The organism is Hymenobacter armeniacus, assembly GCF_014699055.1.
Taxonomy (GTDB): Bacteria; Bacteroidota; Bacteroidia; order Cytophagales; family Hymenobacteraceae; genus Hymenobacter; species Hymenobacter armeniacus.
The window spans coordinates 272,080-297,747 of the sequence record NZ_JACXAC010000006.1 but is presented as its reverse complement, the minus strand read 5'-3'; the positions used below and the strand labels follow the sequence as shown (position 1 = coordinate 297,747).

Below are 25,668 nucleotides of genomic sequence, written 5' to 3'. Positions count from 1 at the left end.
AACGAATGCGAGTTAGAAGTTGACCCGGAGGTTGACGCCATAGCGGCGGGTCGTGGGGGCGTTGGTGTACTCAAACCCTTGTTGGTTGCTGGCACCGAACGTGCTCGTTTCGGGGTCGAAGTTGGTGTACTTCGGGATGTTGGGCGAGTACCAGTACAGGTTGCGACCCGACACCGAGATATTAACCAAGCCAAACGGGGTCTTGGACAGCAACGATTTCGGCAGGGTGTAGCCCAACGATATTTCGCGCAGACGCACCGTGGTGGCATCGTAAATGCCTTTCTCATCGAATGAGCCCAAGCCAGCTGCCCCCGAGCTGAAGTAGTAGTCATTCAGGGAGATGGCCGTGTTATTGGGAATGGTGCTGCCGGGGATGTCGTTGCCCAAACCATCTTTTTGCGTGATGGCCGTCCGGGTGGTGGGGTCGCCCTGCACGCCCTTGATGATGACGAGGCGGTTGCGGTCTTCGGTATCCTTCGTGACACCACGGCCCAAGTAGGATTGGATGGTCGTGGAATAGAGGTCGCCGCCTTTGCGGTAGTCCACCAGCACGTTCATTGTGATGCCCTTATAAGTGAATTGGTTGACAAAACCCATGATAAACTGAGGGTTAGGGTTGCCAATTACTTTGGGGTTGAGGTCGCGAATGAGGTAGCCGGTGGCGGGGTTAACCAAATAATTGCCGTTGGCGTCGCGCGCAGCCACGCTGCCGTACATCACGCCGTAGTCTTCGCCAGGTTTCAAAATGGACTGGATGCCGCCTCCAAAACCGGTCCCGAACGAAATCTGGTCCAAGCCGGCAGTCAAGCTCTCTACCTTATTTTTATTGTGGGTGAAATTGAAGGTCGAGCTCCATTCAAAGTCCTTGGTTTGGAAGGGCACCGCCGTGAAGGCGATTTCAACGCCTTTGTTGGAAATCTCCCCGAAGTTGGTGTAGTACTGGCTGAAACCAGTAGAGGGGTCCAGCGAGATGGGCGCAATCTGGTTGGTAGAGCGCCGGTCGTAATAAGACGCGCCCAACGTGATGCGGTTCTTGAAGAACGACAAGTCGGTGCCCACTTCCAGTTCTTTCGTGAATTCCGGGGTCAGGGCCGGGTTGCCAATGCTACCGTTGAGCCCAAGGCCGGTAACGCCGTTGAAGGGGAAGTCGGTGCCAATGCCTTGGCCAGAATTGCCAAACGACGGGTTCACAATGTAGCGCGTCGGGCCGGCGGTGTACGGCGGGGCGTCGCGGCCCACACGGGCGTAGGCCACGCGCACTTTGGCCATCGAGAGCCAGGGCAACTCTATTCCGAGCGCTTCATTCAGCACCACAGAGCCGCTGGCGCTAGGGTAAAAGAACGAGCGGCCGCTGCTACCCGCTACGCCGTTCTTGTTCAGCGTCGACGACCAGTCGTTTCGGGCCGTAAGGGTCAGAAAGGCCCAGTCCTTGTATCCCACGGTTACGTCACCCAACACGCCCATCAAACGGCGCTTAAAGTAATCGTAGCCATTGGTATTTTTTTCAGCCGTGTTTTCGATGTTGTCAATGCCAAACACCACGATGCCGCGGCCAGCATAAGAAAGGAAGTCTTGTTGGCGCTGGTTGACGTTCTGGCCCACAGATGCCCGCAGGCTGATGTCTTCCGTCAGATTCTTGTTGAAGGTGAGCAGGAGCGTTTGTTCCAATTCGGTGTATTGGATGTTGTCCTCAATCACGTTGCCCACGCCGCCGTAGCCGTTGGAGCCCGGGCGTACCGTCGTGCGGCGGTTGTCAACATAAGTGTTCAGGCCACCCGTATAACTCAACGTCAGCCAATCCTTGAACGCGTAAGCCATGCTGGCACTGGCCGTAATGCGGTCGACGCGCGAGGTGTATTGGTTGTTCTCCGTGCTCCAGATGGGGTTGTCGGCCTGCTGGCCCAGCCAGCCGAAGTACTGCTGGTGCGTAATGGGGTCGATGTAGGGGAGGCCCTGCAAGTCCAGGTTGCGGGGCAGGAACAGCGTGCGGGCAAAGGCCGTCGCGTTGCCCACTGCGTTGTTGGCACCCAGTTGCGGGCCTTGCTGCAGCGTGTTGGCATAGCCAACGTTGCCCGATATGGTGAACTTATTGAAGCGACCCGAACCGCCGGCGCTCACGTTGTTGCGCGTGAACCGCGAATTGGGAATCGTGCCAACTTGGTCGGCGCGCGAAAGGATGGTTGAGAAGGTCGCGTTTTCGCTAGTGCTGGTCAGCGAAACCGAGTTTTCAAACAAGTGCCCGGTTTTGAAGAAGTCTTTGACGTTGTTCGGGTAGGCTTTATAAGGAATGGTAGCCGTATCCGAAATTCCCAGGTTGATATTGCCGGCTTGCGGGTGCGGCAGCCGTCGGGGGGCAATGTCGCTCCCGAAAGCCGGACCCCACGACCCGTTGGTCGAATAGTTATTGCCTCCATTGCCAAAGTTGGCGCCGGTTCCGAAGGTGTTCTGGTACTCGGGCAGGGCCGCAATCCGCTCGATGGAATAGCCCGTGCTATACCCTAGCTGAATGCCCTTAGCACCTCCTTTTCCGCCGCCGCCGGTTTTGGTGGTTATCACAATAACGCCGCCTGCAGCGCGTGAGCCGTAAAGCGCGGCCGCGGCCGCACCCTTCAGCACGTTCATGGACGCAATGTTGTTCGGGTCGATGTCGGCGGTGCGGCTCGAATAGCCTGCACCGCGCACAAGCTGGTTTTCCGATTCAGTTTGCGAGTTGTCATAAGGCACGCCATCCACAATGAACAGCGGCTGGTTATTGCCCAGCAGCGAAGTGTTGCCGCGGATGGTGATGCGGGAAGAGGAGCCCGGTACGCCGCTCGAGCTGGTGATATTCACGCCCGGTACTTTGCCCGTGAGCGTACGCAGAATGTCTGGCTCCGATTTTTGCACCACTTGGTCAGCCTTCACCTCCGACAGGGCATAGCCCAAGGCTCGCTTCTCGCGCGAGATGCCAAGCGCTGTCACCGTTACCTCATCCAGTTGCTTGGTGTCAACGGCCAGGGCCACGTCCACCGTGCTGGAGCTGCCCACTGGCTGCTCGGCCGTTACGTAGCCCAGGTACTTGAACTGAAGCACGGCGCCGGCCGTGGCCACGTTAAGGGCGAAGCGTCCGTCGGCATCCGTAGCCGTGCCGGCCGTGGTGCCCTTCACGATGACGCTGACCCCTGGTAGGCCTTCGTTGGTGCTTTTGTCGATTACGCGGCCCGAAACCGGCCGTGTTTGGGCCCAGCTCCGCCCGGCAAGGGTCAGCAGCAAGAGCAGGCTCAATAGTAAGGTTCTCTTCATTGAGTTAAAAAATGGGTGTGTTAGAAAAGGGAAAAAGGAAACAGGGTGGTGTCATTTTAAAAGTTGAAAGTACTGCATTTGCTCATAATTTCCTCTCTTCAAATCGTCCTCATCCTCTTTTTGAGAGAAAATCGTATGAGCTGAATGCTTCGGTATCCGGTCAGCCTCGCCTATCAAGATGAAATTTCACACGTAAAAAAAAAGGGCTGCCAACTATGGCAGCCCTTTTTTGCAAACTCCGAAGGTCTTAAAACTTATCCCAGAAAAGTTTGCTGGATACTTTATCGCCTCCGATGGCACTTGAAGCAGCTTGGTAGTTGGCCGTGTTCAGGTTGCTTTCCGGAGTCGGGTATGTGAGGCGCAGCGGAATGTCACTTTTTGCACCAGCCGGAGCCACCAAGCGGGGAGTGTCGAGGCGACGCCATTCGGTCCAGCCCATCACCGGCTGGTCATACAGCGATATCCACTTTTGAAAGCCGATTTTCTCTCTATAGGTGGTGCCGGGGGCGGTGGCATACGCTACCGTGCGTTGGGCCAAGTAGGCGCTGGCGTCGGCAGCGCTACCACCCCATTCCAAAATGGAAGCCGTTACGGCAGCGTTGTAGTGGCTGGTGACCGTTCCGGTCACGGTAAATCCGCGAGCGGCAGCTTCGGCCAGCAAAAACTCCACTTCCGAATACGACAGTAATACGCCCGGCAAAGTGGGTTCGCGTAGCTTTTCACCGGCTTCGGAATAGCTCGGGTAATCCGAGTTATCGCCGCCGTTCTCGCCGCCCTCGTAAGTGCCGGAGGCTGCAGCCGGATTGAAGAAGATGGTGAGGCGCGGGTCGTTTAGACCTTTAAGGGTATCGACAAACAGCGTAGTGCCCACGAAGTCGTGGCGGCCGCTTTGCACCAAATCCTCGTATAGCGGGTTGGTGTTGGGGGGCGTGGCTACGAAGTTAGCCTGGGCCTGCTGACTCAGCGAAGTAAATACGCCTGGGGCAGCCTGCTGTACCAGCGTACGAGCTTTGGTTAAGTCGTCGTCGGCGATGGTCATGGCAAGGCGCAGCTTCAGGGAATTGCCAAAGCGCTTCCAGTTGGCTACGTCGCCGTTGTAGATGATGTCGTTCGAGCCCAAGCCTTCGGCCGAAGGGTCTAGGGCAGCAATGGCAGCGTCAAGGCGCGTAAACAGCGAGTTGTAAATGGTTTTGGCGTCGTCGTACTTGGGCTGTGTTTTGGTGAAATCCAGCGCTTCAGTGTAAGGAACGTTGCCATAGGTGTTCACTAGGACCGACCAAGCATACACCGCCATAATCTCGGTGCAGGCCTGTTGGTTAGCAATGACCTTAGCGGAAGAGAATTTGTCATTCGGAATCAGGCGCTTGGCTTCATTCAGGTTGCCCAAGGCCGCGTACAGGGCGTCCCAGAAGGACCGGTCAATTTGTCGTGTTTTGATGTCGTAGTTCGACTCGTCGGTGTAGGTCGTTTCGGTCCAGTACTGCGAGTACAGACGGAACGGGTTCAAATTGACGTTTGTGCTCGTGACGGTGCGAGCCAGCGTGCGCTGGGCATTGGCCACCAAGGAGATGCCGGGCACCTGTGAGGGGTTTTTGACATCAATATTGTATTCCTTCAGGTTATCGACGCAGCCACCCGTTGCGAGGACTAACGACGACAAAGCAATTAAAAGGGTCTTTTTCATAGTCGGTTACAAATTAGAAGCTGAGGCGGAGGTTGGCTCCGATGGTGCGGGTGGTAGGGTAGGCACCGCTTTGGTAGCCCTGCCCCAGGTTGCCCGAGCTTACGATTTCTTCGGGGTCAGCATCGGGCAGGTTCTTGTGGATAATCCACAGGTTGCGGCCGATGACCGAGAAGCTGGCCCCTTTCACGATGGCCAAGTGGTCGGTGATAGATTTGGGGAAGGTGAAGGTCAGGGAGGCCTCGCGCAGCTTCACAAAGCTGGCATCGTACACAAAGGCCGCGTTGGGCTGACGGGCGTAGCCGTAGAGGCCGTAGTTGGTGTTGCTCACGCGAACCGTGTTAGGGGTACCGTCGGCCCTTACACCCGGCTGGATGATGCCACCGCTGTTGGGAGCATAGGTGCCGTCGGGGTTGCGAACAACAGGTGCACGCGATTCGTTGCCCAAATCATTCACATCAGCGGTTTCCGGTTGTAGGCCGGTAGCTAGGCCGTAGTAGCGGTCAAGCGAGAATACCTGGCCACCCTGGCGGATGTCAACCAGGAAGTTGAGCGAAAGAGCCTTGTAGGTAATGGTGTTGGTGATGCCGCCGCGCCATTTTGGGTTGGGGTCGGCGATGACGTTATTGGCACCGGACTGCACGTACTGGCCATTCGTGCCCACGATACGCTGACCGTCCCGGTAGGTATAGTCGGTGCCGCGGATGGTGCCGAAGGGCTGGCCCACCGTAGCGTTCGACGACACACCGCCCTGGTAGGTAGCCAGCACGATGTTATCAACGCCTTCGAAGAGCGACAGCACGGTGTTGCGGTTGCGTGCCCAGTTGGCGGAGATGCGCCAGGTGAAATTGTCGTTTTGCACCGGTACCACGAAGGCCGTCATTTCAACGCCGCGATTGCGCACTTCGCCGGCGTTCACGATGCGACGTGCGTAGCCAGTAGCCGTCGAGATATTCAGCGGAATAATCTGGTCAATGGTGTTCGTTTGGTACACCGTCGCTTCGATGCCGATGCGGTTGTTCAGAAAGGCGAGGTCGATGCCTGCTTCGGCACTGCGGGTACGCTCCGGGCTCAAGTCAGGGTTGTTTTTGGTGCGGGGCAGCGACGCAAGAGACGCGTTACCCAAGGCCGGGTTCTGAATGTAGTAGTCGTAAAGCTGCAAAGCGGTAGAGCTTGAGCCTACCTCGGCATAGTTTACACGTAGTTTGCCATAAGACAACCAAGGAGCACTTTCGCGGAAGCTTTCCGAGAAGACATAACCGAGCGACACAGCCGGGTAGTAATAAACGTTTTTACCAGGCAATAAGGTAGTCGATTTATCGCGGCGGATGGTAGCATCTAGAAACACCCGGTCACGGTAGCCGAAGGTGGTACTGGCAAAAAGACCGTCAACTCCTACGCTGGTATTGGTCTCGGTAGGGGCCACCAGAGGCGCCACGGTGTTGCTCAGGGCGTAGAGGTTGGGCAGGGCCAGCCCACCGTTGGTGGTGGCGTAGATGGATTGGTTGTATACCCGGCGCATGTTGGCCCCCACCAGCCCCTGGAAGGAGAAGTTCTCGCTGATGGCTTTCTTAAAGTTGCCAATCAGGTCGTAGTTAAATTCGCGGTAGGTGTGGTTGTAGCGCGAGTAGTAGGGCACATAGCTGGCTTGCGTGCTGCCCAGCGCCGAACGCTCTTCCTGCTGCTCGTCGTAGGAGTCCATGGTCACGCGCCCCAAGACGTTAAACCAATCGGCGAACTTGTAGGTGGCCGCCACGTTGCCAAACGTGCGATAGCGCGAATCCTGCTCGTAGTTTTGGTAGCGCACGAAGTAAGGGTTGTTCCAGAAAATCGGCGAGAAGTCGCCGTTCTGCGGGCTGGATAAGTTCCAAGTGGCGTTGGACTGGTCGCGGTTATAAGCATCTTTCAACTCCTTGATGTCCACGTTGGTCTGCCACCACTGGCGGAAGTTGGTCATCAGGTTTTCGGAACCGTAGCCGGTGCCATAGCGGCCCAGGCCGGCGATGCGGGTAAAGTTGGCCGTGGCGCTGGTCGTCAGTTTGGACGTGAGGTTGTAAGAGCCGGCGAGGTTGATGATGTCTTTGTTGATGCGGCTGTTGGGCAGCACACCGCGCTCCACGTTGTTGGTGTAGCCGAGCTTGAACGAGCCATTTTCGTTGCCACCGTCAGCTATGATGCTGTTGAGCGTGGAAACGGAAGTTTCAAAGAAGTCAACCGGAGTGTTTTTAGCTGCAACCCAGGGCGTGGTCTGGCCAAAGGTAGGGGAGCCGGGGGTGTAAGAGCCCCACTGACGAACCAGCAGATTCGGGTCGAAGCGGGCGCCGTAGGAGGCATCTTCCGAAGTCGGCACCACAAAGGTGCCCGATGCATCTCGGTTGAAGTAGCCTCCTCCAACCGAGTAGTAACGGCCGTAGCCGGCGCCGTACTTGTCCTGATACTTGATGAAGGTGCTCTTGTCAATCTTCCCCACAGTCAGGCCCGAGTTAACGCTGATGTTGAAACCGCGACGGCCCTTCTTGGTGGTAATCAGAATCACGCCGTTGCTAGCGCGTTCGCCGTAGAGGGCCGTGGCAGCAGCACCTTTCAGCACCGTGGTCGAAGCGATGTCGTCGGGGTTGATGTCGGCGGCGGCGTTGCCGTAGTCGTAGCCCGACTGGCCGGTTTGCTGTGCCGTGGAGTTGGTGTTGCTGTTGCTGATGGGCACCCCGTCGATAACGAATAGCGCCTGGTTGTTGCCAAACAGCGATTTTGTGCCGCGGATGACCACGTTGCTTGAACCGCCCAGCGTGTTGCTCTGTGTGATGTTCAGGCCTGAAACCTTGCCGGCAAGACCGTTAATGGCGTTCGGGTTCCGCGCAACGGTGATGTCGCCGCCTTCCACGGTGGTAGCCGAGTAAGCCAGCGAGTTGCGGGTACGCTCCACGCCAAGAGCCGTCACCACCACTTCGCTGAGCTGCTTGGTGTCGGTAGCCAGCGCTACGTTGATGGTATTGCTCGTAATGGGCAGTTCTTGTGAGGCATAGCCGATAAAGCTAAACGTCAGGGCAGTTACCGTGCTGGGAACCGTCAGGGAGTAACTGCCGTCGGCATTGGTGCTTGCGCCAACGGTGGTTCCTTTGGCTAATACGGTTACGCCGGGCAACCCTTGGCTAGTGGCCGCATCGGTCACTTTGCCTGAGATGGTCCGGTCCTGTGCTCGTGCCTGCTGCAACAGGCCGCTGACGAGCAGCAGGAACAGGAATAGTACTTTTTTCATTGTGAGTGTTTGTTTGGTGAGAAATGAGCGGTTTATAAAGTTTGTTCCCTTAGAATTTGGGCAAGTATAATAAATAAAAAAGAGGTGCAAGAAATTCGACAACGGTTTGAACTTGGCCGAAACGTGCTTGCAGGTGCTTTTCTGCGCCTTCATACACAGTAGCAACTACAAATAGTGTTTATATAATATAAGGCCTTTTTACTTGTGTGCAGCGAAAAAATTCATTAAAAATTAATGATAAATCTGGTGTTTTATTGCTAGTCAACAAAGTCGTTTTTGACAGCGGCTTTATTTTTAAAAGCATCCCGCCAGGCATCAAGCGGCGCGTGTAGAAGGCCTGAAAGCATCTGGGCCCATTCAGGAACGGCGTTGCTGATGCGATGCAGGCAGAGCTAGCTCTGCATCAAAAAGCCCTTGATAAATTCGTCTAGGTCGCCGTCCAGCACGTTTTGCACGTCGGTGCGTTCGATGCCAGTGCGGAGGTCCTTGATGAGCTTATAGGGGTGCAGCACGTAGTTGCGAATCTGGGAGCCGAAATCGATGCGCTTTTTGGTTGACTCTACTTTGTCGCGTTCGGCGTTGCGCTTGTCCATCTCAATCTGGTAGAGGCGCGACTTGAGCATGCGCAGGGCGTGCTCCTTGTTCATGAGCTGGCTGCGCTCAATCTGGACGGCGATGATGATGCCGGAAGGGGCGTGGGTGAGGCGTACCGCGGTTTCCACCTTGTTCACGTTCTGCCCGCCGGCGCCGCCGGCCCGGAACGTGTCCCAGGAAATGTCGGCCGGGTTGATTTCGATGTTGATGGTGTCATCAATCACCGGGTAAGCAAACACCGATGCAAACGAGGTGTGCCGCCGGCCGCTGCTATCGAACGGCGACATGCGCACCAAGCGGTGCACGCCGATTTCGCTTTTGAGGTAGCCGTAGGCAAAGTCGCCGTCGATTTCCAACGACGCCGACTTGATGCCTGCGCCCTCGCCGGGCTGGTAGCTGATTTGCTTCACCCCGAAGCCGTGACTTTCGGCCCACATGATGTACATGCGCATGAGCATTTCGGCCCAGTCCTGGCTTTCGGTGCCGCCGGCGCCGGGGTTGATGTCGATGATGGCCGAAAGCTGGTCTTCCTCGTCGGAAAGCATGCGCTTGAATTCCAGCGCTTCCACTTTTTTAAGCGTGGCCTCGTAGTCGGCCTCCATCTCCGCCTCGGTCACTTCGCCTTCTTTGTAGAAATCGTACAGCACATCGGTGTCGGCCAGGGCCTGCTGCACGGCTTCAAAGTCGTCGGTCCAGGTCTTGATGGGCTTGATTTCGCGCAGTGTGGCCTCAGCAGCTTTGGAGTCGTCCCAGAAGCCGGGGGCGGTGGTTTTAGCCTCGTAAGCGGCTAATTGTTCTTTGCGGGCATCGTAGTCAAAGATACCTCCTCAGGGCCTCGGCGCGGCCCTTCAAGTCCTTTATCTGGTCTTGGGTCATGGTGGGGGATGGGTGAGAGGGGCGGCTGTGGTGCCGCGGGGGCTGCTGGCCGCGCCCGGTATGGTGTGAAGCGCAAAAGTACCGAATTCTGCACCGGGACGGCGACTGCCTTGCCATGAGGCGCGAAGCGGCGGCCATAAGTTTGCGGCAAAAGCGGTGTTTCCTCAGCGACGTACGTATAGTGTGTCGGCAACCGTGGCCAAAATGCCGCGTAAGTGCCGCATCCAGTAGGTTTTATTTATGACTCTAGAAGAGCTTAAGCGGGATTTTGAATCGGCCCACATCAAGCATGTGCATTTTAAAAGCAAGCTGCGGTCGTTTCTTTTTGGCCGTGGCACCGCCGAAGGCCCCTTGCGCGACCCGGAGCTGTGCAGCCTGGGGCTTTGGATTGCCGACCGCATGCGCAATGGCGGGCCTTACAGCCACTTGCCCGAAGCCCGACAGTTCGACCGCCAGCACGTGCTCATCCACCACGAAGCCAACCGGCTGATGGACATGCACCAGGCCGGGCAGGTGGAGCAGGCCGTGGCCGGATTTGGGCCCCTGCAGGTCATTGCCGACGAAATGGTGGTGCTGCTCCAAACCATGGAAGAGAAGCTGCGTAGGGAGGCCTAAAACGAGCCCGCGGGCCACTTGCATGAAAATAACGCTTACCACCAAGCTGTTTGCTGGGTTTGTGCTGCTGCTGGCGCTGTTTGCGGTGGTGGTGGTCATCTACTACCAACTGGCCGGGCAGGTGTTGCACAATTCGCGCCGGGTGGAGGCATCGCAGCGCGTGACCAACCGCGCCGCCAACCTGCTGCGCAACGTCATCGACATGGAAACCGGTTTTCGGGGCTACCTGCTCATCGGCAACGAGCAAACCCTGGCGCCCTATTACGATGGCGAGCGGCAACTGGTGGGCCGGTTTGCCGAGCTGCGCGATTTGGTGTCGGGCTCGCCCGAGCAAATGGCGCTCGTAGACCAATCGCAGCGGCTGTTTCAGCAATGGGCGAGCTACAGCCATTTGCTGGTGGCCGAGAAGCGGGAAACCCGGCGGCGCAATCCCCGCCAGAGCGGCCTAGAGGGCATGCCGCACCGCCGCCTCACCGAAGGGCTCACTGGCAAGCAAATAATGGACAACATCCGGCAGCGGCTGGCCGCCTTCGAAGCCAGCGAGGCGCGCACCCGCTCCCGCCTGCGCCGCGAGCTGGACCAGAGCATCGTGCGGGCCGAATGGCTGTCGGCGGGCTTGGCCATTGCGGCGCTGGTGCTGGGGCTGCTGTGGGCTAGCTACATCGTGCGCATCTTCGGCAAGCGGCTGCGCAGCATGGTGAACCTGGCCCGCAAAATGGCCGACGGCGACTACAGCAGCCAGATAGTGGACAACGAGCAGGACGAAGTGAGCGAGCTGACCTCGGCCCTGAACGTGATGGCCCGCACGGTGGGCGCCAACATTGCCCAGCTCGAAAACCGCAACCAGGAACTCGACCAGTTTGCCTATGTGGTGTCGCACGACCTGAAGGCGCCCTTGCGGGGCATCGAGAGTGCCTCGCGTTGGATAGAGGAAGACCTGGGCCCCGAACAGTTGCCGCCCCACATCCGCGAGTTTTTGGGGCTGATGCGCCAACGGGTGCACCGCATGGAAAAGCTCATCACCGGCATTCTGGACCTGGCGCGCATCGGGCGCGTGGCCCAGGCCAACGAAACGGTGTTTGTGCGCACGCTGCTGCGCGAGGTGGTCGACACGCTCAACCCGCCGCCGGGTTTCACGGTGGAGCTGCCCTTTTTTCTGCCCACGCTCACCACCAACGCCGTGCAGCTGCAGCAGGTGTTCACCAACCTCATCAGCAACGCCCTGAAGTACCACGACCACCCCGAAACGGGCACCGTGCACATCAGCTGCGACGACGCGGGGGACTTTTACCTTTTCTCCGTGGCCGATGATGGTCCCGGCATTGCGCCGGAATACCACGACCGTATTTTCGTTATTTTCCAAACCCTCACCGAGCGCGACACGCTGGAAAGCACCGGCGTGGGGCTGGCCATTGTGAAAAAAATTGTGGAGCGCCAGGGGGGGCGCATTGGCGTGAAATCGGCGGAGGGACAGGGCGCTAAGTTCATCTTCACCTGGCCCAAGCAGCCGCCCAAAGCCAAAAATATGAGCGCTACTGTAGCCGCCGGAGGCGTTTCGCCCGTATCAGTCGCTACCTGACGGCCGCACGCGGCTGTTTCTGCGGGCATATTCCCGCCACTGAACTATTGTTACGCTTATGTCCGCCGATTATCCCACGCCCAGCATTTTGCTCGTGGAAGACGACCAGATGGACGTCATGAACGTGCAGCGCGAGCTGCGCCGCCAAAACATCAATGTGCCGCTGGTGCACGCCCGCAACGGCCGCGAAGCCCTCAAAATGCTGCGCGGCGAGGGCGATGAGCCCAAAATAGCCCGGCCCAGCGTGGTGATGCTCGACATCAACATGCCGCGCATGAACGGGCTGGAACTGCTCGAAATCCTGCGGTCCGACCCCGAGTTTGTGGGGCTCAACGTGTTTGTCATGACCACCTCCGACTTGGAATCGGACCGGCTCAAGGCGCAGGAGCTGGCCGTGAGCGGCTACATCATCAAGCCCCTGAGCTTCGATAAGTTTGGCGAGGGTGGCACGAGCGTCGACGGCTTCAGCTTGTTCCTGGACTTGCTGAAGCTGAAAAGCTAACTCCTTCTTTTGCTGAATTAGCGGTGTTATAACAGCCGAAACCCCATGCGGTGGTGCGGACTGGGGCCGTGTGCCCGAATAGCGCTGCGGTGCTGCGCCGTGGGGTAGCCCGCGTTCTGCTCCCAGCCATATTCGGGAAACTCGGCGGCCAACGCGGCCATGTGCTCGTCGCGAAAGGTTTTGGCCAGCACCGACGCGGCGGCAATGTGCCGGTAAAGGCCGTCGCCGCCCACCACGCACGTATGCGCAATGCCGGCCACTGCCCGAAACCGGTTGCCGTCGACCAGCAGGTGGTCGGGCGTGAGCGGCAATGCTGCCACGGCGCGGTGCATGGCCAGGTAGCTGGCCTGCGCGATGTTGATGCTGCCAATTTCCTCCACCGAAGCCTGGCCCACGGCCCAGGCCACGGCTTGGGCGCATATTTCGGGCCGCAGGGCGTCGCGCCGCTTGGCGCTGAGCTGCTTGGAATCGTTGAGAAAGCGCGGGTTGAAATCAGCGGGCAGGATGACGGCGGCCGCAAAGACGGGCCCGGCTAAACAGCCGCGGCCGGCTTCGTCGAGGCCGGCTTCGAGGGGATGGCCGGAAAAATTAGCGAGTAGCAAGGGCGTTAAAAAAGGCAATGCGCAAACCAAACCCAAAATACGGGCTCAATTTGCGCATTGCAGTAGGGGAGGCTCGGTGGAGCCGCCAAGGCTAGTGGCGGCCGGCGGTGCTGCCTTCGGCCGAGTTGCCGGGCTCGCCGCGGCGCTGGCCCTGGCTGTCGCGCGGGCCTTCGTCGATTTCTTCGTCCTCGTCGGTGGTCACGTACTCGTTGGTGACAGGGCCCAGGCCGTTGGTTTTCTGAGCCAGGTCGGCTTCGGCTTCGGCGTGCTTGAGGTTGAAAAGAGGGTCGTGTTCGTTATCGGCAGACTTCTGGTTGGATTTCGAATTGGGCTGAGCCATGTGAGAAGGGGACGGCCGGGATGTGGGCGGCCGGTTTCTGGTGGTACGGCGAGGCTCCGGTTTGGGTTGAAAGCCCTAAGGCAGCAGGCGGGGAGCGGACCCCTAAGCCAACAAAAAAGGCCGCCGCACGAGTGCGACGGCCTTAAAGTGGCGGGTCCGGCTTAGAGGTGTCTACCCCACCTTTTCAGCCAGAGCGCCGCCGCACGAGAGGTCCTTCCTTTCCACATTTCCAGCCCGTGCGGGGGTACTTATGGGTCAAAGATACTAGGCTGCGAGGGCGGAGCGCAAAGAAATTTGGTTTAGTGGGGCAGATTAGTCGCCCAATGAAACGTCTGACACGGCGGATGACGGCATCCAGCCGACGATTGAACTGGGCGACCGGCGCGTCCGAACGTAATTTTACGGCTCTTGCTTTATCGATTTTCTGCTATGTCCCTATCTGCAGCGCCCGTCGTCGACGAAACCCACAACCCCTGGCAAACCCTCAGCACGGAGGTGAAATACCACAACCCTTGGATTTCGGTGCGCGAAGACCAGGTGCTCAACCCCAGCGGCGGGCGCGGCATCTACGGCGTGGTGAGTATGAAAAACAAGGCCTTGGGCATCATTCCCGTCGATGCTGAGGGCAACACCTGGCTGGTAGGCCAGTACCGCTACGCCTTGAACGAGTACTGCTGGGAAATTCCCATGGGCGGCGGCCCCGTAGAGCTGGACATTCTGGAATCGGCCCAGCGCGAGCTGAAAGAAGAAACCGGCCTCACCGCCGCCCGCTGGACGCGCATTGCCCGCATCCACACCTCCAACTCGGTGACCGATGAAGAGGGCTTTGTGTTCTTGGCCGAGGAGCTGACCGCGGGCGAGGTGGAGCCGGAAGAAACCGAGGACCTGCGCCTCTGGAAGCTGCCGCTGGCCGAAGCCGTGCGCCTGTGCATGAACGACCGCATTACGGACGGCATGAGCGTGGCCGGGCTGCTGAAGGCAGAAAAGCTGCTGGCCGAACGGAAGGAGTAGCGGCGGGTTTGCCGGGCTGGGCAAACGCCAGCCACGGGAATGCCCTAACTTTGCCGTCATGCGCCATTTGCTTCGCTACCTCGGCCATCGTCTCTACACCACGTGGGCCACGTTCTGGTTTGTGCTGCCGTTTGTGCTCACCTTTCCGGTGCAGTGGTTTTACAGCCGCCGGCCGGGCGGCTACAAAGTGGTGCACGCGCTGAACCGGTTCTGGTCGTGGCTGTCCATCACCATGTGGGGCGTGCCCATAGAGGTAGTGCGCGAAACCCGCGAGCCCGCCCCGCAGCCCTGCGTGTACGTGTCGAACCACGGCTCGTACATCGACATCATGATGATGTTCAAATACATTCCGGGCTTTCTGAATATGATGGGCAAGGCCTCGCTGGCCAAAACGCCGGTGTGGGGGCCCATCTTTGGCCGCGTCTACATCACCGTGGACCGGGCCAGCGCCGTGAGCCGGGGCAAGGCCATGGTGATGGCCAAGCGCAGCCTGGCCGCGGGCAAGAGCATTGCCATTTTTGCCGAAGGCCGCATTTCGCCCGCGCCGGGCAAAGACCTGCTGCCGTTGCACGACGGGGCTTTCCAGATGGCCATCGAAGCGGGAGTGCCCATTGTGCCGGTGGGCCAGCCGCTCAACCACATGTTTATGCCCGATGTGAAGGGCAGCCTGCGGGTGCGCTACCACCGCCTCAAAATTGTTTTTCACGAGCCCATTCCCACCACCGGGCTTACCCTGGCCGATATCCCCGCCTTGAAAGCGCGGGTGGCGGCCCTGCTCACCGGCGATTTTCTGCCGGAGGGCGCCGTGAAGCCCGGTCCCAGTACCTGGCGCGACCCGGCCAGCGTTGTGGTCGAAGAAACTCCCCAGCCGGCCAATTCTTAACTAGTAATTCCTAACGCAACATGAGCACCGACCTTGGCACCCTGCGCGGCCTGGCCCATTTGGCCCGCCTCGAATTTGACGCTACCCGCGAGCAGCAGATGCTCGGCGACCTGAACAACATCCTCGATTTCGTGGCCCAGCTCGAAGGCCTCGACACAACGGGCGTGGAGCCGCTGGTGCATTTGTCGCAGGAAGTAAACGTGCTGCGCGACGACGACGCCCGCAACACCGTGAGCCACCAGGACGGCTTGCGCAACGCCCCGCGCAAGGATTCGGACTACTTCCGGGTGCCCAAAGTATTGGAATAGTTGAGCCCGAAACTCGCTTCGACGCGCGCCTGGCGGCCCACCTGGCTAGGCGTGCTGGCCGCGCTGGCCGTGGGGCTGGCCATTTTTTATTACTTCACGGGCCCCGATAGCACCCTGCCCATGTGCTTGGTGCCGCAGCTGCAGGCCGTGCCGCTCACGCTGGAGCAGGTGGCGGCCGGCCCGGTGCGTGTGCCGGTGCAAGCCAGCGGCTTCATTGTGAGTTTGACGCACGACGTGGCCGGGCCGTTTACGCAGCCGGTGGCGGCGGGGCTGTTTTTGCTATTGCTGGCGGCGGTGCTGGTGGGATGGGTGGCCGTGGCCAGCACGCTGGCTCGGCTGGCGTTTGTGGCGGGCATGATTCCGGTCATCTTCCTGCTGCTGTCGCTCAACACCGAGTCGCTGGGCATTTTCAATACCAGCGAGCGGTACTTCCTGTACCTCATGTTGGGGCTGGTGGGCGGTGGCGCCTATGCCGTGCACGCTTTTGCCGAGGAATGGCGACTGGGACGGCGCGTGCTGGTGCTGGGCGCGATTGTGGTCGGCCTGGGCCTCTTAATTTTCAGCCAAAGCCAACTGCCGGCCGCCGAAACCGCACTTCAGCTGGCCGCCTACGCCACGCCGGGCGGCGCTGTGCTGGTGGCGCTGCTGGTGCTGTGGGTGGGGATAGAAAATATCCGGGCCCTGCTGTGGTTCAATGCCCAGGCCGAGCAGCCGGGGAGCCGGTTTGGGCTGGGGCCGTTTGTGGCCGCGATTCTGCTGTACCTGGGCGCGTTGCTGCTGTACGTGTGGAACGACGGCCTGCAACTGCTGCCGGGCGTGAGCCTGGACCCCCTGGTGCTGCTGCTACCGGCGGTGCTGGCGGGCGGGCTGGGCCTGCGCCTGCGGGCGCCCAGCTACGCCGGTACGGTGCCGTATGCCGAGGCCCGGGTGCTGTACCCGCTGGCGGTGGCCGGCGCCGCGGGCGCCCTGGGCTATGCCTTTGCCACCGACAATACCCCGCTGCTGGCGGCGGCCCGCAGCTTTGCGGGCCTGGCGCTGCTGCTGGTGGGGGGCAGCTTCTGGCTGTATGTGCTCATCAACTTCATGCCGCTCATTCAGCAGCGGCTGCGGGTGTACCGGGTGGCGTTTGAGCCGCGCCGGTTGCCGTTCTACACGGTGTACGTGCTGGCGGTGGGCGGCATCGTCATCATTCAGTCGCGCCGTAGCTTCCCGCTGCCCGACCAGGTGCAGGCCGGCCAGTACAACCACCTCGGCGACCTGGCCCGCCAGCAAAGCGAAGCTACGCCCGACGACCTCAGCTTGGCCGTGCTGGCCGAGCGCTACTACGCCGAAAGCGGCGACGTGCTCTACCGGGGCAATTTCCACGCTCAGTTTGGGCGGGCGGCGCTCTACCGCTTCCGGCAGCAGCGCGGCAATGAAATTGTGGCCCTGAACCGGGCCTTGCTGCGCGGGCCCAGCGAGAAGGTGTCGGTGCGCCTGGCCGGCTTGTTCAATCAGCCCGAAGACTTATTTGATGGCCTCGACATCCTACGGCGCGGCCTCAAAGCGCAGCCCCGCAGTGCCGCCCTGGCCGGCGACCTGGCCCAGCTTTTTACCAAAACGGCCCTGAATGATTCCGTGGCCTTTTACCTGGACCAAGCCGAGCGGCTGAACCCCGGCAGCTACGCCAGCCGTACCAACCAGCTGGGCTTCCTGCTGAGCCAGAACCTCTATGCCGAAGCCCAAAAGCAGCCCGGCGGCAGCAACCCCGCCACCGAGCCAGCCCTCGCGGCCAACCAATTGCTGCTGGGCCTGCTCACGAAGCCGGTAAAAGCTGACGCGCCGTCCACGCCGGCTGTGTTGGACGACGCGACGTTTGCCCATCTTTACCACGCGGTGCTGGCCAACATCAAAACGCAGAACGCCACTGGCATTCGGCAAGGGTTGCCGCATTTGGCAAGCCTTGCCAGAGCAGATGCCAACGCGCCGTATTACGAGCAGCTGATGTTTTTGCAGGCGTATGCCCGGCATGCATTGGGGCAGGAGCGGGCCGCCCGCCAGCTATTGCTACCCCTGGCGGCGGGCACTACCGGCACGGCCGCCTACTACCAGATGCTGCTGGGGCTGTGGCAATTGCAGCAAGGCCAGTTTGCTACTGCGGCCGACCAGCTGGCGTTTGCGGCCTCTCACGGCGCGGTGCAGGCCGGCGAAACGCGCGCCTACGCCCTGGCTCTGAACGGGCAACCGGATTCGGCGCGGGCACAGGCAGCACGCTTGGCGGCTTCGCCGGATTCGGCCTTGCAGCTGTTGGGGCGGCGGACGCTGGCGCAACTGGCTGCGGCTTCGTTTGCGCCGGGAACTGCTGTGGAGCGCATTGGCAACGACTGGCTGGCGCAGGCCCGGCAGGCCGAGCAGGCGAACAACGCGGCGGCCGCCGCCAAAAGCTACCAACGCATTGTGCAGGAGGCCCCTTTCAACGAACCAGCCATCCTGGCCGCGGGCCGCTTTTACACCCGGCGCCGCAGCTACACGGCCGCCTACGAAGCCCTGCGGGCCGGGCTCGACGAAAACCCCCAGTCGCCAACGCTGTTGAGGGCCTACGCGCTGGCCGCCGCCGACGCCGGCCTGACCGAATATGCCACCGACGCGCTGGCCCAGCTGCGCCAGCAATTGGCACCCGCCGCGTATGCTACTTTAGCGGCTGAGTACGAGCAGCACCGGGCAACCCGCGCGGCGGCTTCCGACTCTTTTTCCGTTGCTCCCGCCATTCCTCCTCTGCAATAAGTATTTCGAGCCATGAACCCCAACGTCATCGAAACCAATGACATCGCCAAAAATTATGTGATGGGCGCCGAGGTCATTCACGCCCTGCGCTCGGTGAGCATCCAGATTCCGCGCGGCGAGTACGTGGCGTTCATGGGGCCGTCGGGCTCGGGCAAGTCCACGCTGATGAACATCGTGGGCTGCCTCGACACGCCCAGCAAAGGCCAGTACATCCTCAACGGCCAGGACGTGAGCCGCATGAGCGACAACCAGCTGGCCGAGGTGCGCAACAAGGAAATCGGCTTCGTGTTCCAGAGCTTCAACCTGCTGCCCCGCGCCTCGGCCCTCGACAACGTAGCCCTGCCGCTCATTTACGCCGGCCTGAGCAAGCGCGAGCGCAACGAGCGCGCCATGGAATCGCTGCGCTCTGTGGGCCTGGCCGACCGCGCCTCGCACCGGCCTAACGAGCTGTCGGGCGGGCAGCGCCAGCGCGTGGCCATTGCCCGCGCCCTCGTGAACAACCCCAGCGTGCTGCTGGCCGACGAACCCACCGGCGCCCTCGACTCGAAAACCAGCCATGAAATCATGGATTTGTTTGAGGCGCTGTATTCCAAGGGCAACACCATCATCATGGTGACGCACGAAGAGGACATTGCCCGCTACGCCCACCGCATCGTGCGCCTGCGCGACGGATTGATTGAAACGGACGAAGTGAACACCGACATCACAACCCACGCCACGGCGGGGTAATAGCAGCCCGTCATGCCGAGCTTGTCGAAGCAGCGCTACCGCGCAACGCAATCTGTTACTCCCGCGGTAAAAATGTTGCGCTCTGCATGACGTTCAGGATTTAACGCTCACCGAATGAAAATCTACACCAAAACCGGCGACAAAGGCCTCACGTCCCTCATTGGCGGCACGCGGGTGCCCAAAAGCAGCCTGCGCATTGAGTGCTACGGCACCGTGGACGAGCTGAACGCCCACATCGGCTTGGTGCGCGACCAGGACGTGAACGCCGCCCGCCGGCCGTTGCTGAAGGAAATTCAGGACCGGCTGTTCACCATTGGCTCGGCCCTGGCCGCCGACCCGGAAAAGTCGAAAATGAAGCTGCCCGACCTGCACGCCGCCGACGTGACGCTGCTGGAAGACGAAATGGACCGCATGAACCTGGAATTGCCGGAACTGCGCGCCTTCATCCTGCCCGGCGGGCACCCGGCCGTGAGCCACGCGCACGTGGCCCGCTGCGTGTGCCGACGGGCTGAGCGGCTGGCCATTCACCTCGGCGAGGAATCGTTTGTGGCCGAATTGGTGGTGGTGTATCTGAACCGCTTGTCCGACTACCTGTTTGTGCTGAGCCGGGCCATGGCCCACGACCTGGGCGTGGAAGAAGTGACCTGGCAGGCACGACTTTGACGAAAATGGTGTCTTAGCCCTAACCTTTTGTTTTTGATGGCCTGCGGCGGTGGTCGCAGCCTCTGCATCCTACGTACTTCCCAAAATCCCACCCACTCTTTGTTTCCCGAACTCGCTCGCTCATGATTGACATTCTTCCCATTCGTACCCAGCCCACCACGGCGTCTCGCCTGGCCTCGGTCGATTTTGACCACTTAGAATTCGGCAAGGCGTTTTCTGACCACATGTTTGCCGTGGATTTCGTCAACGGCGAATGGCAGGAAGCCCAGATAGTGCCCTACGGCGACATGGCCGTGAGCCCCGCCAACTCGGCCCTGCACTACGGCCAGGCCATTTTTGAGGGCATGAAAGCGTATCATCAACACGACGGCGGCGTGGCCTTGTTCCGGCCCCTCGACAACTGGGCCCGTCTCAACTCGTCGGCCGAGCGCATGTGCATGCCCACCATCTCGGAAGAGCTGTTCATGAACGGCCTGCGCGAGCTGCTGAAGCTGGACGCCGCCTGGGTGCCCAGCGCGCCGGGCTCGTCGCTTTACATCCGCCCCTTCATGTTTGCCACCGACGGCTTCATTGGCGTGCGGCCGTCGGAGACGTACCGCTTCATGATTTTCACCTGCCCGGTGGGCCTGTATTTCAACAAGCCTCTGCGCGTGCGCTTCGAGCAGAAGTACGTGCGCTCGGCTGAGGGCGGCGCGGGCTACGCCAAAAACGCCGGTAACTACGGCGCCGCCATGTACCCCACCAAGCTCGCCCAGAACGAGGGCTACAACCAGCTCATCTGGACCGATGCCTCGCAGCACCAGTACGTGGAAGAGTCGGGCACGATGAACGCCATTTTCGTGATGGACGGCAAGGTGGTGACGCCCGCCCTCAGCACGTCCATCCTCGACGGCGTGACGCGCCGCAGCGTGCTGCAGCTGGCCCGCGACATGGGCCTGACCGTGGAAGAGCGCAAAGTGGGCAGCCGCGAGGTAATGGATGCCCTGGCCGCCGGCAAGCTCGAAGAAGCCTTCGGGGTGGGCACGGCCGCTACCATTGCGCCCATTGCCACCATCGGCTACGAGGGCCACGACTACGACCTGCCCGTGACCGGCGCACAGGCCTTCTCCAAGCGCGTAACCGCGGCGCTGGATGCCATTCGCACCGGCGAGGGCGCTGACGTGCACAACTGGATGGTGCGCATTTAACACGATTTAACCGGCTGTCCTCCTGAGCGCAGCGAAGGACCTTCTCACCGGAGAATGGTTTGCAGTGATTACTGCTGCTCGCGTGACAAGGTCCTTCGCTGCGCTCAGGAGGACAGAAGTTTCGGAAAAGCCGCTTCCATCCGAAGCGGCTTTTCTTTTTTGCCCCACCTTTGTAGCCCAATCCCACCAACCCGCCAATCCATCACCCCGCCCATGACCGTTTCCCTGAAAACCGTTACCCTCAACGACACGCACCGCCAGCTGGGAGCCAAAATGGTGCCTTTTGCCGGCTACGACATGCCGGTGCGCTATTCTTCCGACCTCGATGAGCACCACACGGTGCGCCGCGCGGTGGGCATTTTCGACGTGTCGCACATGGGCGAGTTCCGGCTGCGCGGCCCCGAGGCCCTCGACCTCATTCAGCGCGTGACCAGCAACGACGCCAGCAAGCTCACCGACGGCAAGGCGCAGTATTCGTGCCTGCCCAACCACGACGGCGGCATCGTGGACGACCTGCTGGTGTACAAGCTGGCCGACAACGACTACCTGCTGGTCGTCAACGCTTCCAACATCGAAAAAGACTGGAACTGGATTCGGCACCACAACACCAAAGGCGTGGAAATGGAAGACATTTCGGACCGCACCAGCCTGTTTGCCGTGCAAGGCCCCAAGGCCATTGCCGCGCTGCAAACCCTGACCGACGTGGACCTGAGCAGCATCCCGTACTACTCCTTCGTGCAGGGTACCTTCGCCGGCGCCCCCGACGTCATCATTTCGGCCACCGGCTACACCGGCGCAGGCGGCTTCGAGCTCTACATTCCGAACGAAAGCGCCGCCATGGTCTGGGATAAAATCATGACCGCCGGCCAGCCCTACGGCATCAAGCCCATTGGCTTGGGCGCCCGCGACACGCTGCGCCTCGAAATGGGCTACTGCCTCTACGGCAACGACATCGACGACACCACCTCGCCCCTGGAAGCCGGCCTGGGATGGATTACCAAGTTCACCAAGGACTTCACCAACTCCAAAAACCTGAAAAAGCAGAAGGAAGCCGGCGTGCAGAAAAAGCTGGTCGGCTTCGTGATGGACGGCCCCGGCATTCCGCGCGGCCACTACGAGCTGGTGGACGCCGACGGCCAGAAAATCGGCGACGTGACGAGCGGCACGCAGTCGCCTTCGCTGAGCAAAGGCATCGGCCTGGGCTACGTGAAAACGGAATTTGCCGCGCCCGGCACCCAAATCTTCGTGCAGATTCGCGGCAAAAACCTGCCCGCCACGGTAAGCAAGCTGCCGCTCACCAAAGGCACGGAAGAATAGCGCTGTAGCGCAGACGTTGCAGTCCGCGTCTTCGCGTCCATTATCTACCCTACTGCGCACACTGCGCGGAGACGCGGACTGCAACGTCCGCGCAACATTTTATGCCCAACGTAGATATCTGCTTCTCGCCTGAGTTGCTGCCCTTGTATGATTTGCGCGGCCGGGTGGCCGTTATAGTGGACATTCTGCGGGCGTCGAGCACCATTGTGACGGCGCTGGGGGAGGGCGTCACGCACGTTTTCCCGGTGGCGTCGCTGGACGAGTGCACGGCCTACGGCCATCAGCACGGCTGCCTCACCGCCGCCGAGCGCGACGGCCTGCCGGCGCCCGGTTTCGACCTAGGCAATTCGCCCTTCGGCTTTCTGGACGAGGCGCGGCCGGTGCGCGGCCGCGCCCTCACCATCAGCACCACCAACGGCACGGCGGCGCTGCGCCGCTCCCTGGCGGCTGAAGCCGTAGTGGTCGGCGCATTCCTCAACCTGGAAGCCGTAGCCGCTTTCGCCCGTGCCCAGGGCCGCGACGTGCTGGTGGTGTGCGCCGGTTGGAAAGGCCAGTTCTGCCTCGAAGACACCGTTTTTGGCGGTGCCCTGGCCGAGCGGCTGGCGCCGGATTTCGACGTGCGCAGCTCCGACGCGACCTTGGCTGCGCTGCACCTGTGGCAGCAAGGCAAAGGGGATTTGTCGAGCTACTTGCTGCAGTCGGCCCACGTGCGCCGGCTCAACTCGCTGGAAGCCAGCAAGGATTTTGAATTCTGTTTGCGGATTGATTCCTACGCCGAGGTGCTGCCCATCTGGCGCGAAGACCGGCTGGTTAGCAATGGGTAGTGGTTGAAAGGCCGTCATGCTGAACGCAGCCGAAGCATGACGGCCGCTTGGCTCTTGCCCCAACCAGCTACAGCAGCTTCTCGTTATTCTTGTGGCGCTGGCCGTCGCGCTGGGTTTTCTTCTCCAGGTTGCGGGCCATGGCTTCGGTGAGGTTGATGCCGGTTTGGTTGGCTAGGCAGATGACGACGAACAGCACGTCGGCCAGCTCGTCGCCGAGGTCCTTGCCTTTGTCGGACTCTTTGAAAGACTGTTCGCCGTATTGGCGGGAGATGAGCCGGGCCACTTCGCCCACTTCCTCGGTGAGGATGGCCATGTTGGTGAGCTCACTGAAATAACGGACGCCCGTGGTTTTTATCCAGCCGTCGACGGTTTGCTGGGCTTCTTCGATGGTCATGAAAGGGGAAATTAAGCGCGTTGAAAATGGAGGCTAGGCGGGCGAGTCGAGTACGATGGTCACGGGGCCGTCGTTGAGCAGGCTCACCTTCATGTCGGCCCCAAAAACGCCCGTGGGCACGGGCTGGCCCAGCTCGGCCGCCACCATGGCCACAAACTGCCGGTACAGCGGCTCGGCAATGGGCGGCGACGCGGCCCCGATGTAGCTGGGGCGGTTGCCCTTGCGGGCATCGGCCAGCAGCGTAAACTGGCTCACCACCAACACCTGGCCGCCCACGTCCTGCACGCTGCGGTTCATTTGCCCGTTTTCGTCGTTGAAAATGCGCAGCTGCACCAGCTTGCGGCACATCCAGGTGAGGGAGGCGGTGTTGTCGGAGGGGGCGAAGCCGGCCAGCACCAGCAGGCCGGGCCCAATCTGGCCCGTAATCTGGCCGTCGACGGTGACATTGGCTTCGGAAACGCGCTGAATGACGAGACGCATAAGGGAAAACGCGCGGGGCGCAAACGGAGTGGGCCGCGAAGCTACGGCCCCGCGCCAACACGCCCTACGCGGCCCGGTACCCGATGCCGTTCACGGTTTCGAGAAAGTCGGCCGGCGCGTAGGGGGCCAGGGCCCGGCGCACGTTCATGATGTGCACGTCGATGTAGTTGGAATTTTCCTGGTGGTCGTGCGGATGGCGGCCAATGTGCGCGCTTAGTTCCTGCCGCGTCACGGCCTGCCCGCGCCGCTGCAACAGCAGGTGCAGCACGTCGAACTGCTTGCGGCTCAGGTGCACCGGCTGCGAGCCGTGGCACAGCCGCCGGGCGGCCAAATCAAGCACAAACCCCTTCCCAAAGTGAATGGCCGGCCGTTTCAGCCCCACGCGCTGCCGCACAATGACGCGCATGCGCCGTTCCAGCTCGGCCACCGAGACCGGTTTGGCCAAGCATTCATCGGCACCCAGGGCAAAGCCTTGTAGCCGCTCTTCCACCGCGTCGGTGGCCGTGAACAGGATGCAGGACGTGAAATGGTCTTCGTGGCGCAGGGCCACCGGCAGCAGGTGCAGGCCGTCGCCGTCGGGCAAGGCCTGGGCCAACAGCACAAAATCGTAGGGCTGCCCGGCCAGCCGGGCGGCGCCTTCGGTGAAGGTCTTGGCCACGTCGAAGCGGTACTGAGCCTGGTGCAGGAAGGCGCGCAGCGCCTGGCGCGGCCCTTCGTCGGGTTCTATCAGCAGGGCGGTCATGGTTGTGATTGTGCGTGAGTAGAAGCGGAAGTTTCGGGGGCTGCGGCTAGGCTGGCCGGAGCAGCCGGCGCATCGGGCAGCACCCGCACCCGGGCGTGCATGCCCGGCTTCAGCCGGTGGCCGGGGTTGGGCAGCACACAGCGCACTTTCATCACCTTGCTTTCGGGGTCGAGCAGGGCCGAAACCTGGTCGATGCGGCCACGCAGCGGGGCGTCGGGGTAGCTCAGGGTGGTGATTTCCACGGCCTGGCCCGGCCGCACCCGGCTCAGGTCAGACTCAAACACGTTGGCCATCACCCACACTTGGTCGAGGTTGGCCACCACAAAAGCCGCTTGCAGGTCGGTAGCGTTGAAGCGCATGCCCGGGCTCAGCTTTTTTTCCAGCACGTAGCCGGCCAGCGGAGCGCGCAGGGTATAGGTTTCGCCGGGAGCCACGCCGTACACGCCCAGCTGCCGCTGGCTGGCGGCGGCGTGGCCGGCAGCGCGCCGGGCTTCCTGGCGGGCCGTGTACACCTCGTGCCCAGAGGCTAGGCCGGCCTGCTCCAAATGCGCCAGCTCGGCGGCTTTTCTGGCGGCTACCTCATAGTCGGCCGCCGTGGTGGTGCGCTGGTGCTGCAGCGCCGCTATCTCGGGGCTTTTCAGTACGGCCAGCACCTGGCCCTGGCGTACTTCGTCGCCCAGGTCGGCGCCCACGCGCAGCACTTCCCCGCCCACGCGCGGAAACACGCGGGCCAAGCGGTTGGGGTCGGCGGCAATTTCGCCGCTCAGCACCAGTTCGGAATCGGGCAGCGCCTCGGGGGCTGCGGGCTGGGAAATAGTGCGGGAGGCGAGCTGAGCCGGGGCAGCCGTCTCAGGCGGGGGCACGTCGGCCGAGCAGGCCCCCAAAGCCAGCGCCAGGGCTCCCAACACGGCCCCCCGCCGGGTGGCGTGCGGGGCGGGGGGCAGGTTGCGCGCCCCGGACATGGGCGGCAGCAGATTGAGCTTCTCCATAGAAATGCAGCGTTGATGACAGCCGCAAGACTACAGGGAGGTTATTAAAAC

General features: G+C 61.1%; 22 protein-coding genes. 12 read left to right on the top strand and 10 right to left on the bottom strand.

The genetic code is table 11. The features are described from left to right. Nucleotides 1–12: 12 nt before the first annotated feature. The 4 genes from IC234_RS18675 to prfB all read right to left on the bottom strand — a co-directional run bounded on the left by IC234_RS18675 (nt 13) and on the right by prfB (nt 9,689). Nucleotides 13–3,282, bottom strand: a complete 3,270-nt coding sequence (locus tag IC234_RS18675; RefSeq protein WP_190927631.1) for a SusC/RagA family TonB-linked outer membrane protein — start codon at nt 3,280–3,282, stop codon at nt 13–15. Nucleotides 3,283–3,529: 247 nt separating this feature from the next. Further along, nucleotides 3,530–4,966, bottom strand: coding sequence for a SusD/RagB family nutrient-binding outer membrane lipoprotein (locus tag IC234_RS18670; RefSeq protein WP_190927629.1), 1,437 nt, complete (start codon nt 4,964–4,966; stop codon nt 3,530–3,532). A gap of 13 nt (nt 4,967–4,979) precedes the next feature. Then, nucleotides 4,980–8,219 (bottom strand): SusC/RagA family TonB-linked outer membrane protein, encoded by a 3,240-nt coding sequence (locus IC234_RS18665; protein WP_190927628.1) that lies wholly within the window; start codon nt 8,217–8,219, stop codon nt 4,980–4,982. Nucleotides 8,220–8,611: 392 nt separating this feature from the next. Beyond that, a protein-coding gene (gene prfB, locus IC234_RS18660) for a peptide chain release factor 2 (RefSeq protein WP_190927626.1) occupies nt 8,612–9,689 on the bottom strand; the annotation gives its coding sequence in 2 pieces (ribosomal slippage) (nt 8,612–9,628 and nt 9,630–9,689; 1,077 coding nt in all). 240 nt (nt 9,690–9,929) lie between these two features. On the opposite strand from prfB, the gene IC234_RS18655 reads away from it, so the two are divergent. From IC234_RS18655 to IC234_RS18645, 3 genes are read left to right on the top strand one after another with little or no spacing between them, the layout of a single operon-like run. Next, nucleotides 9,930–10,304 (top strand): CZB domain-containing protein, encoded by a 375-nt coding sequence (locus IC234_RS18655; RefSeq protein WP_190927624.1) that lies wholly within the window; start codon nt 9,930–9,932, stop codon nt 10,302–10,304. A gap of 22 nt (nt 10,305–10,326) precedes the next feature. Further along, on the top strand, nt 10,327–11,883 hold the full coding sequence (locus IC234_RS18650) for a sensor histidine kinase (protein WP_190927622.1): 1,557 nt from the start codon (nt 10,327–10,329) through the stop codon (nt 11,881–11,883). A gap of 58 nt (nt 11,884–11,941) precedes the next feature. Beyond that, nucleotides 11,942–12,385 (top strand): response regulator, encoded by a 444-nt coding sequence (locus IC234_RS18645; RefSeq protein ID WP_190927620.1) that lies wholly within the window; start codon nt 11,942–11,944, stop codon nt 12,383–12,385. 26 nt (nt 12,386–12,411) lie between these two features. Here the strand turns inward: IC234_RS18645 and IC234_RS18640 are convergent, their stop codons facing one another. Together IC234_RS18640 and IC234_RS18635 are read right to left on the bottom strand one after the other, a co-directional pair. Then, the gene (locus tag IC234_RS18640) at nt 12,412–12,987 is read right to left on the bottom strand and encodes a ribonuclease HII (RefSeq protein ID WP_190927618.1); all 576 of its coding nucleotides are present in this window, start codon (nt 12,985–12,987) and stop codon (nt 12,412–12,414) included. A 91-nt stretch (nt 12,988–13,078) separates the two neighbouring features. Next, on the bottom strand, nt 13,079–13,327 hold the full coding sequence (locus IC234_RS18635; RefSeq protein WP_190927616.1) for a hypothetical protein: 249 nt from the start codon (nt 13,325–13,327) through the stop codon (nt 13,079–13,081). Nucleotides 13,328–13,756: 429 nt separating this feature from the next. On the opposite strand from IC234_RS18635, the gene IC234_RS18630 reads away from it, so the two are divergent. The 9 genes from IC234_RS18630 to IC234_RS18590 all read left to right on the top strand — a co-directional run bounded on the left by IC234_RS18630 (nt 13,757) and on the right by IC234_RS18590 (nt 23,012). Further along, complete coding sequence (locus tag IC234_RS18630) at nt 13,757–14,338, top strand: NUDIX domain-containing protein (RefSeq protein WP_190927614.1); 582 nt, start codon at nt 13,757–13,759, stop codon at nt 14,336–14,338. A gap of 58 nt (nt 14,339–14,396) precedes the next feature. Next, complete coding sequence (locus IC234_RS18625; RefSeq protein ID WP_190927613.1) at nt 14,397–15,221, top strand: lysophospholipid acyltransferase family protein; 825 nt, start codon at nt 14,397–14,399, stop codon at nt 15,219–15,221. Between the two features lie 20 nt (nt 15,222–15,241). Further along, nucleotides 15,242–15,529, top strand: a complete 288-nt coding sequence (gene gatC / locus IC234_RS18620; protein ID WP_190927611.1) for an Asp-tRNA(Asn)/Glu-tRNA(Gln) amidotransferase subunit GatC — start codon at nt 15,242–15,244, stop codon at nt 15,527–15,529. Beyond that, nucleotides 15,530–18,292, top strand: a complete 2,763-nt coding sequence (locus IC234_RS18615) for a hypothetical protein (protein WP_190927609.1) — start codon at nt 15,530–15,532, stop codon at nt 18,290–18,292. Nucleotides 18,293–18,304: 12 nt separating this feature from the next. Continuing rightward, nucleotides 18,305–19,021, top strand: coding sequence for an ABC transporter ATP-binding protein (locus tag IC234_RS18610; protein WP_190927607.1), 717 nt, complete (start codon nt 18,305–18,307; stop codon nt 19,019–19,021). 114 nt (nt 19,022–19,135) lie between these two features. Then, the gene (locus IC234_RS18605) at nt 19,136–19,684 is read left to right on the top strand and encodes a cob(I)yrinic acid a,c-diamide adenosyltransferase (protein WP_190927604.1); all 549 of its coding nucleotides are present in this window, start codon (nt 19,136–19,138) and stop codon (nt 19,682–19,684) included. Nucleotides 19,685–19,806: 122 nt separating this feature from the next. After that, nucleotides 19,807–20,871: a branched-chain amino acid aminotransferase gene (locus IC234_RS18600; RefSeq protein ID WP_190927602.1), complete on the top strand. Its 1,065-nt coding sequence runs from the start codon at nt 19,807–19,809 to the stop codon at nt 20,869–20,871. Nucleotides 20,872–21,084: 213 nt separating this feature from the next. Continuing rightward, nucleotides 21,085–22,188, top strand: coding sequence for a glycine cleavage system aminomethyltransferase GcvT (gene gcvT / locus IC234_RS18595; protein ID WP_190927600.1), 1,104 nt, complete (start codon nt 21,085–21,087; stop codon nt 22,186–22,188). Nucleotides 22,189–22,289: 101 nt separating this feature from the next. Beyond that, nucleotides 22,290–23,012 (top strand): 2-phosphosulfolactate phosphatase, encoded by a 723-nt coding sequence (locus tag IC234_RS18590; protein WP_190927598.1) that lies wholly within the window; start codon nt 22,290–22,292, stop codon nt 23,010–23,012. A gap of 67 nt (nt 23,013–23,079) precedes the next feature. Here the strand turns inward: IC234_RS18590 and IC234_RS18585 are convergent, their stop codons facing one another. From IC234_RS18585 to IC234_RS18570, 4 genes are all read right to left on the bottom strand, one after another. Then, on the bottom strand, nt 23,080–23,406 hold the full coding sequence (locus IC234_RS18585) for a nucleotide pyrophosphohydrolase (protein ID WP_190927596.1): 327 nt from the start codon (nt 23,404–23,406) through the stop codon (nt 23,080–23,082). Between the two features lie 33 nt (nt 23,407–23,439). After that, on the bottom strand, nt 23,440–23,886 hold the full coding sequence (gene dtd, locus IC234_RS18580) for a D-aminoacyl-tRNA deacylase (RefSeq protein ID WP_190927594.1): 447 nt from the start codon (nt 23,884–23,886) through the stop codon (nt 23,440–23,442). 64 nt (nt 23,887–23,950) lie between these two features. After that, on the bottom strand, nt 23,951–24,628 hold the full coding sequence (locus IC234_RS18575) for a response regulator transcription factor (protein WP_190927591.1): 678 nt from the start codon (nt 24,626–24,628) through the stop codon (nt 23,951–23,953). Next, nucleotides 24,625–25,617: an efflux RND transporter periplasmic adaptor subunit gene (locus tag IC234_RS18570; protein WP_190927589.1), complete on the bottom strand. Its 993-nt coding sequence runs from the start codon at nt 25,615–25,617 to the stop codon at nt 24,625–24,627. Before IC234_RS18570 ends, IC234_RS18575 begins: the two co-directional genes overlap by 4 nt. Nucleotides 25,618–25,668: the final 51 nt, after the last annotated feature.

Bases quoted from the DNA above. Each gene is read 5' to 3' on its own strand.
- IC234_RS18675 (WP_190927631.1), bottom strand. From the start codon at position 3,282: ATGAAGAGAACCTTACTATTGAGCCTGCTCTTGCTGCTGACCCTTGCC.
- IC234_RS18645 (WP_190927620.1), top strand. From the start codon at position 11,942: ATGTCCGCCGATTATCCCACGCCCAGCATTTTGCTCGTGGAAGACGAC.
- IC234_RS18650 (WP_190927622.1), top strand. From the start codon at position 10,327: ATGAAAATAACGCTTACCACCAAGCTGTTTGCTGGGTTTGTGCTGCTG.
- IC234_RS18635 (WP_190927616.1), bottom strand. From the start codon at position 13,327: ATGGCTCAGCCCAATTCGAAATCCAACCAGAAGTCTGCCGATAACGAA.
- IC234_RS18655 (WP_190927624.1), top strand. From the start codon at position 9,930: ATGACTCTAGAAGAGCTTAAGCGGGATTTTGAATCGGCCCACATCAAG.
- IC234_RS18570 (WP_190927589.1), bottom strand. From the start codon at position 25,617: ATGGAGAAGCTCAATCTGCTGCCGCCCATGTCCGGGGCGCGCAACCTG.
- IC234_RS18605 (WP_190927604.1), top strand. From the start codon at position 19,136: ATGAAAATCTACACCAAAACCGGCGACAAAGGCCTCACGTCCCTCATT.
- IC234_RS18585 (WP_190927596.1), bottom strand. From the start codon at position 23,406: ATGACCATCGAAGAAGCCCAGCAAACCGTCGACGGCTGGATAAAAACC.
- IC234_RS18625 (WP_190927613.1), top strand. From the start codon at position 14,397: ATGCGCCATTTGCTTCGCTACCTCGGCCATCGTCTCTACACCACGTGG.
- IC234_RS18630 (WP_190927614.1), top strand. From the start codon at position 13,757: ATGTCCCTATCTGCAGCGCCCGTCGTCGACGAAACCCACAACCCCTGG.
- IC234_RS18600 (WP_190927602.1), top strand. From the start codon at position 19,807: ATGATTGACATTCTTCCCATTCGTACCCAGCCCACCACGGCGTCTCGC.
- IC234_RS18575 (WP_190927591.1), bottom strand. From the start codon at position 24,628: ATGACCGCCCTGCTGATAGAACCCGACGAAGGGCCGCGCCAGGCGCTG.
- gcvT (WP_190927600.1), top strand. From the start codon at position 21,085: ATGACCGTTTCCCTGAAAACCGTTACCCTCAACGACACGCACCGCCAG.
- IC234_RS18610 (WP_190927607.1), top strand. From the start codon at position 18,305: ATGAACCCCAACGTCATCGAAACCAATGACATCGCCAAAAATTATGTG.
- gatC (WP_190927611.1), top strand. From the start codon at position 15,242: ATGAGCACCGACCTTGGCACCCTGCGCGGCCTGGCCCATTTGGCCCGC.
- IC234_RS18665 (WP_190927628.1), bottom strand. From the start codon at position 8,219: ATGAAAAAAGTACTATTCCTGTTCCTGCTGCTCGTCAGCGGCCTGTTG.
- IC234_RS18590 (WP_190927598.1), top strand. From the start codon at position 22,290: ATGCCCAACGTAGATATCTGCTTCTCGCCTGAGTTGCTGCCCTTGTAT.
- IC234_RS18670 (WP_190927629.1), bottom strand. From the start codon at position 4,966: ATGAAAAAGACCCTTTTAATTGCTTTGTCGTCGTTAGTCCTCGCAACG.
- dtd (WP_190927594.1), bottom strand. From the start codon at position 23,886: ATGCGTCTCGTCATTCAGCGCGTTTCCGAAGCCAATGTCACCGTCGAC.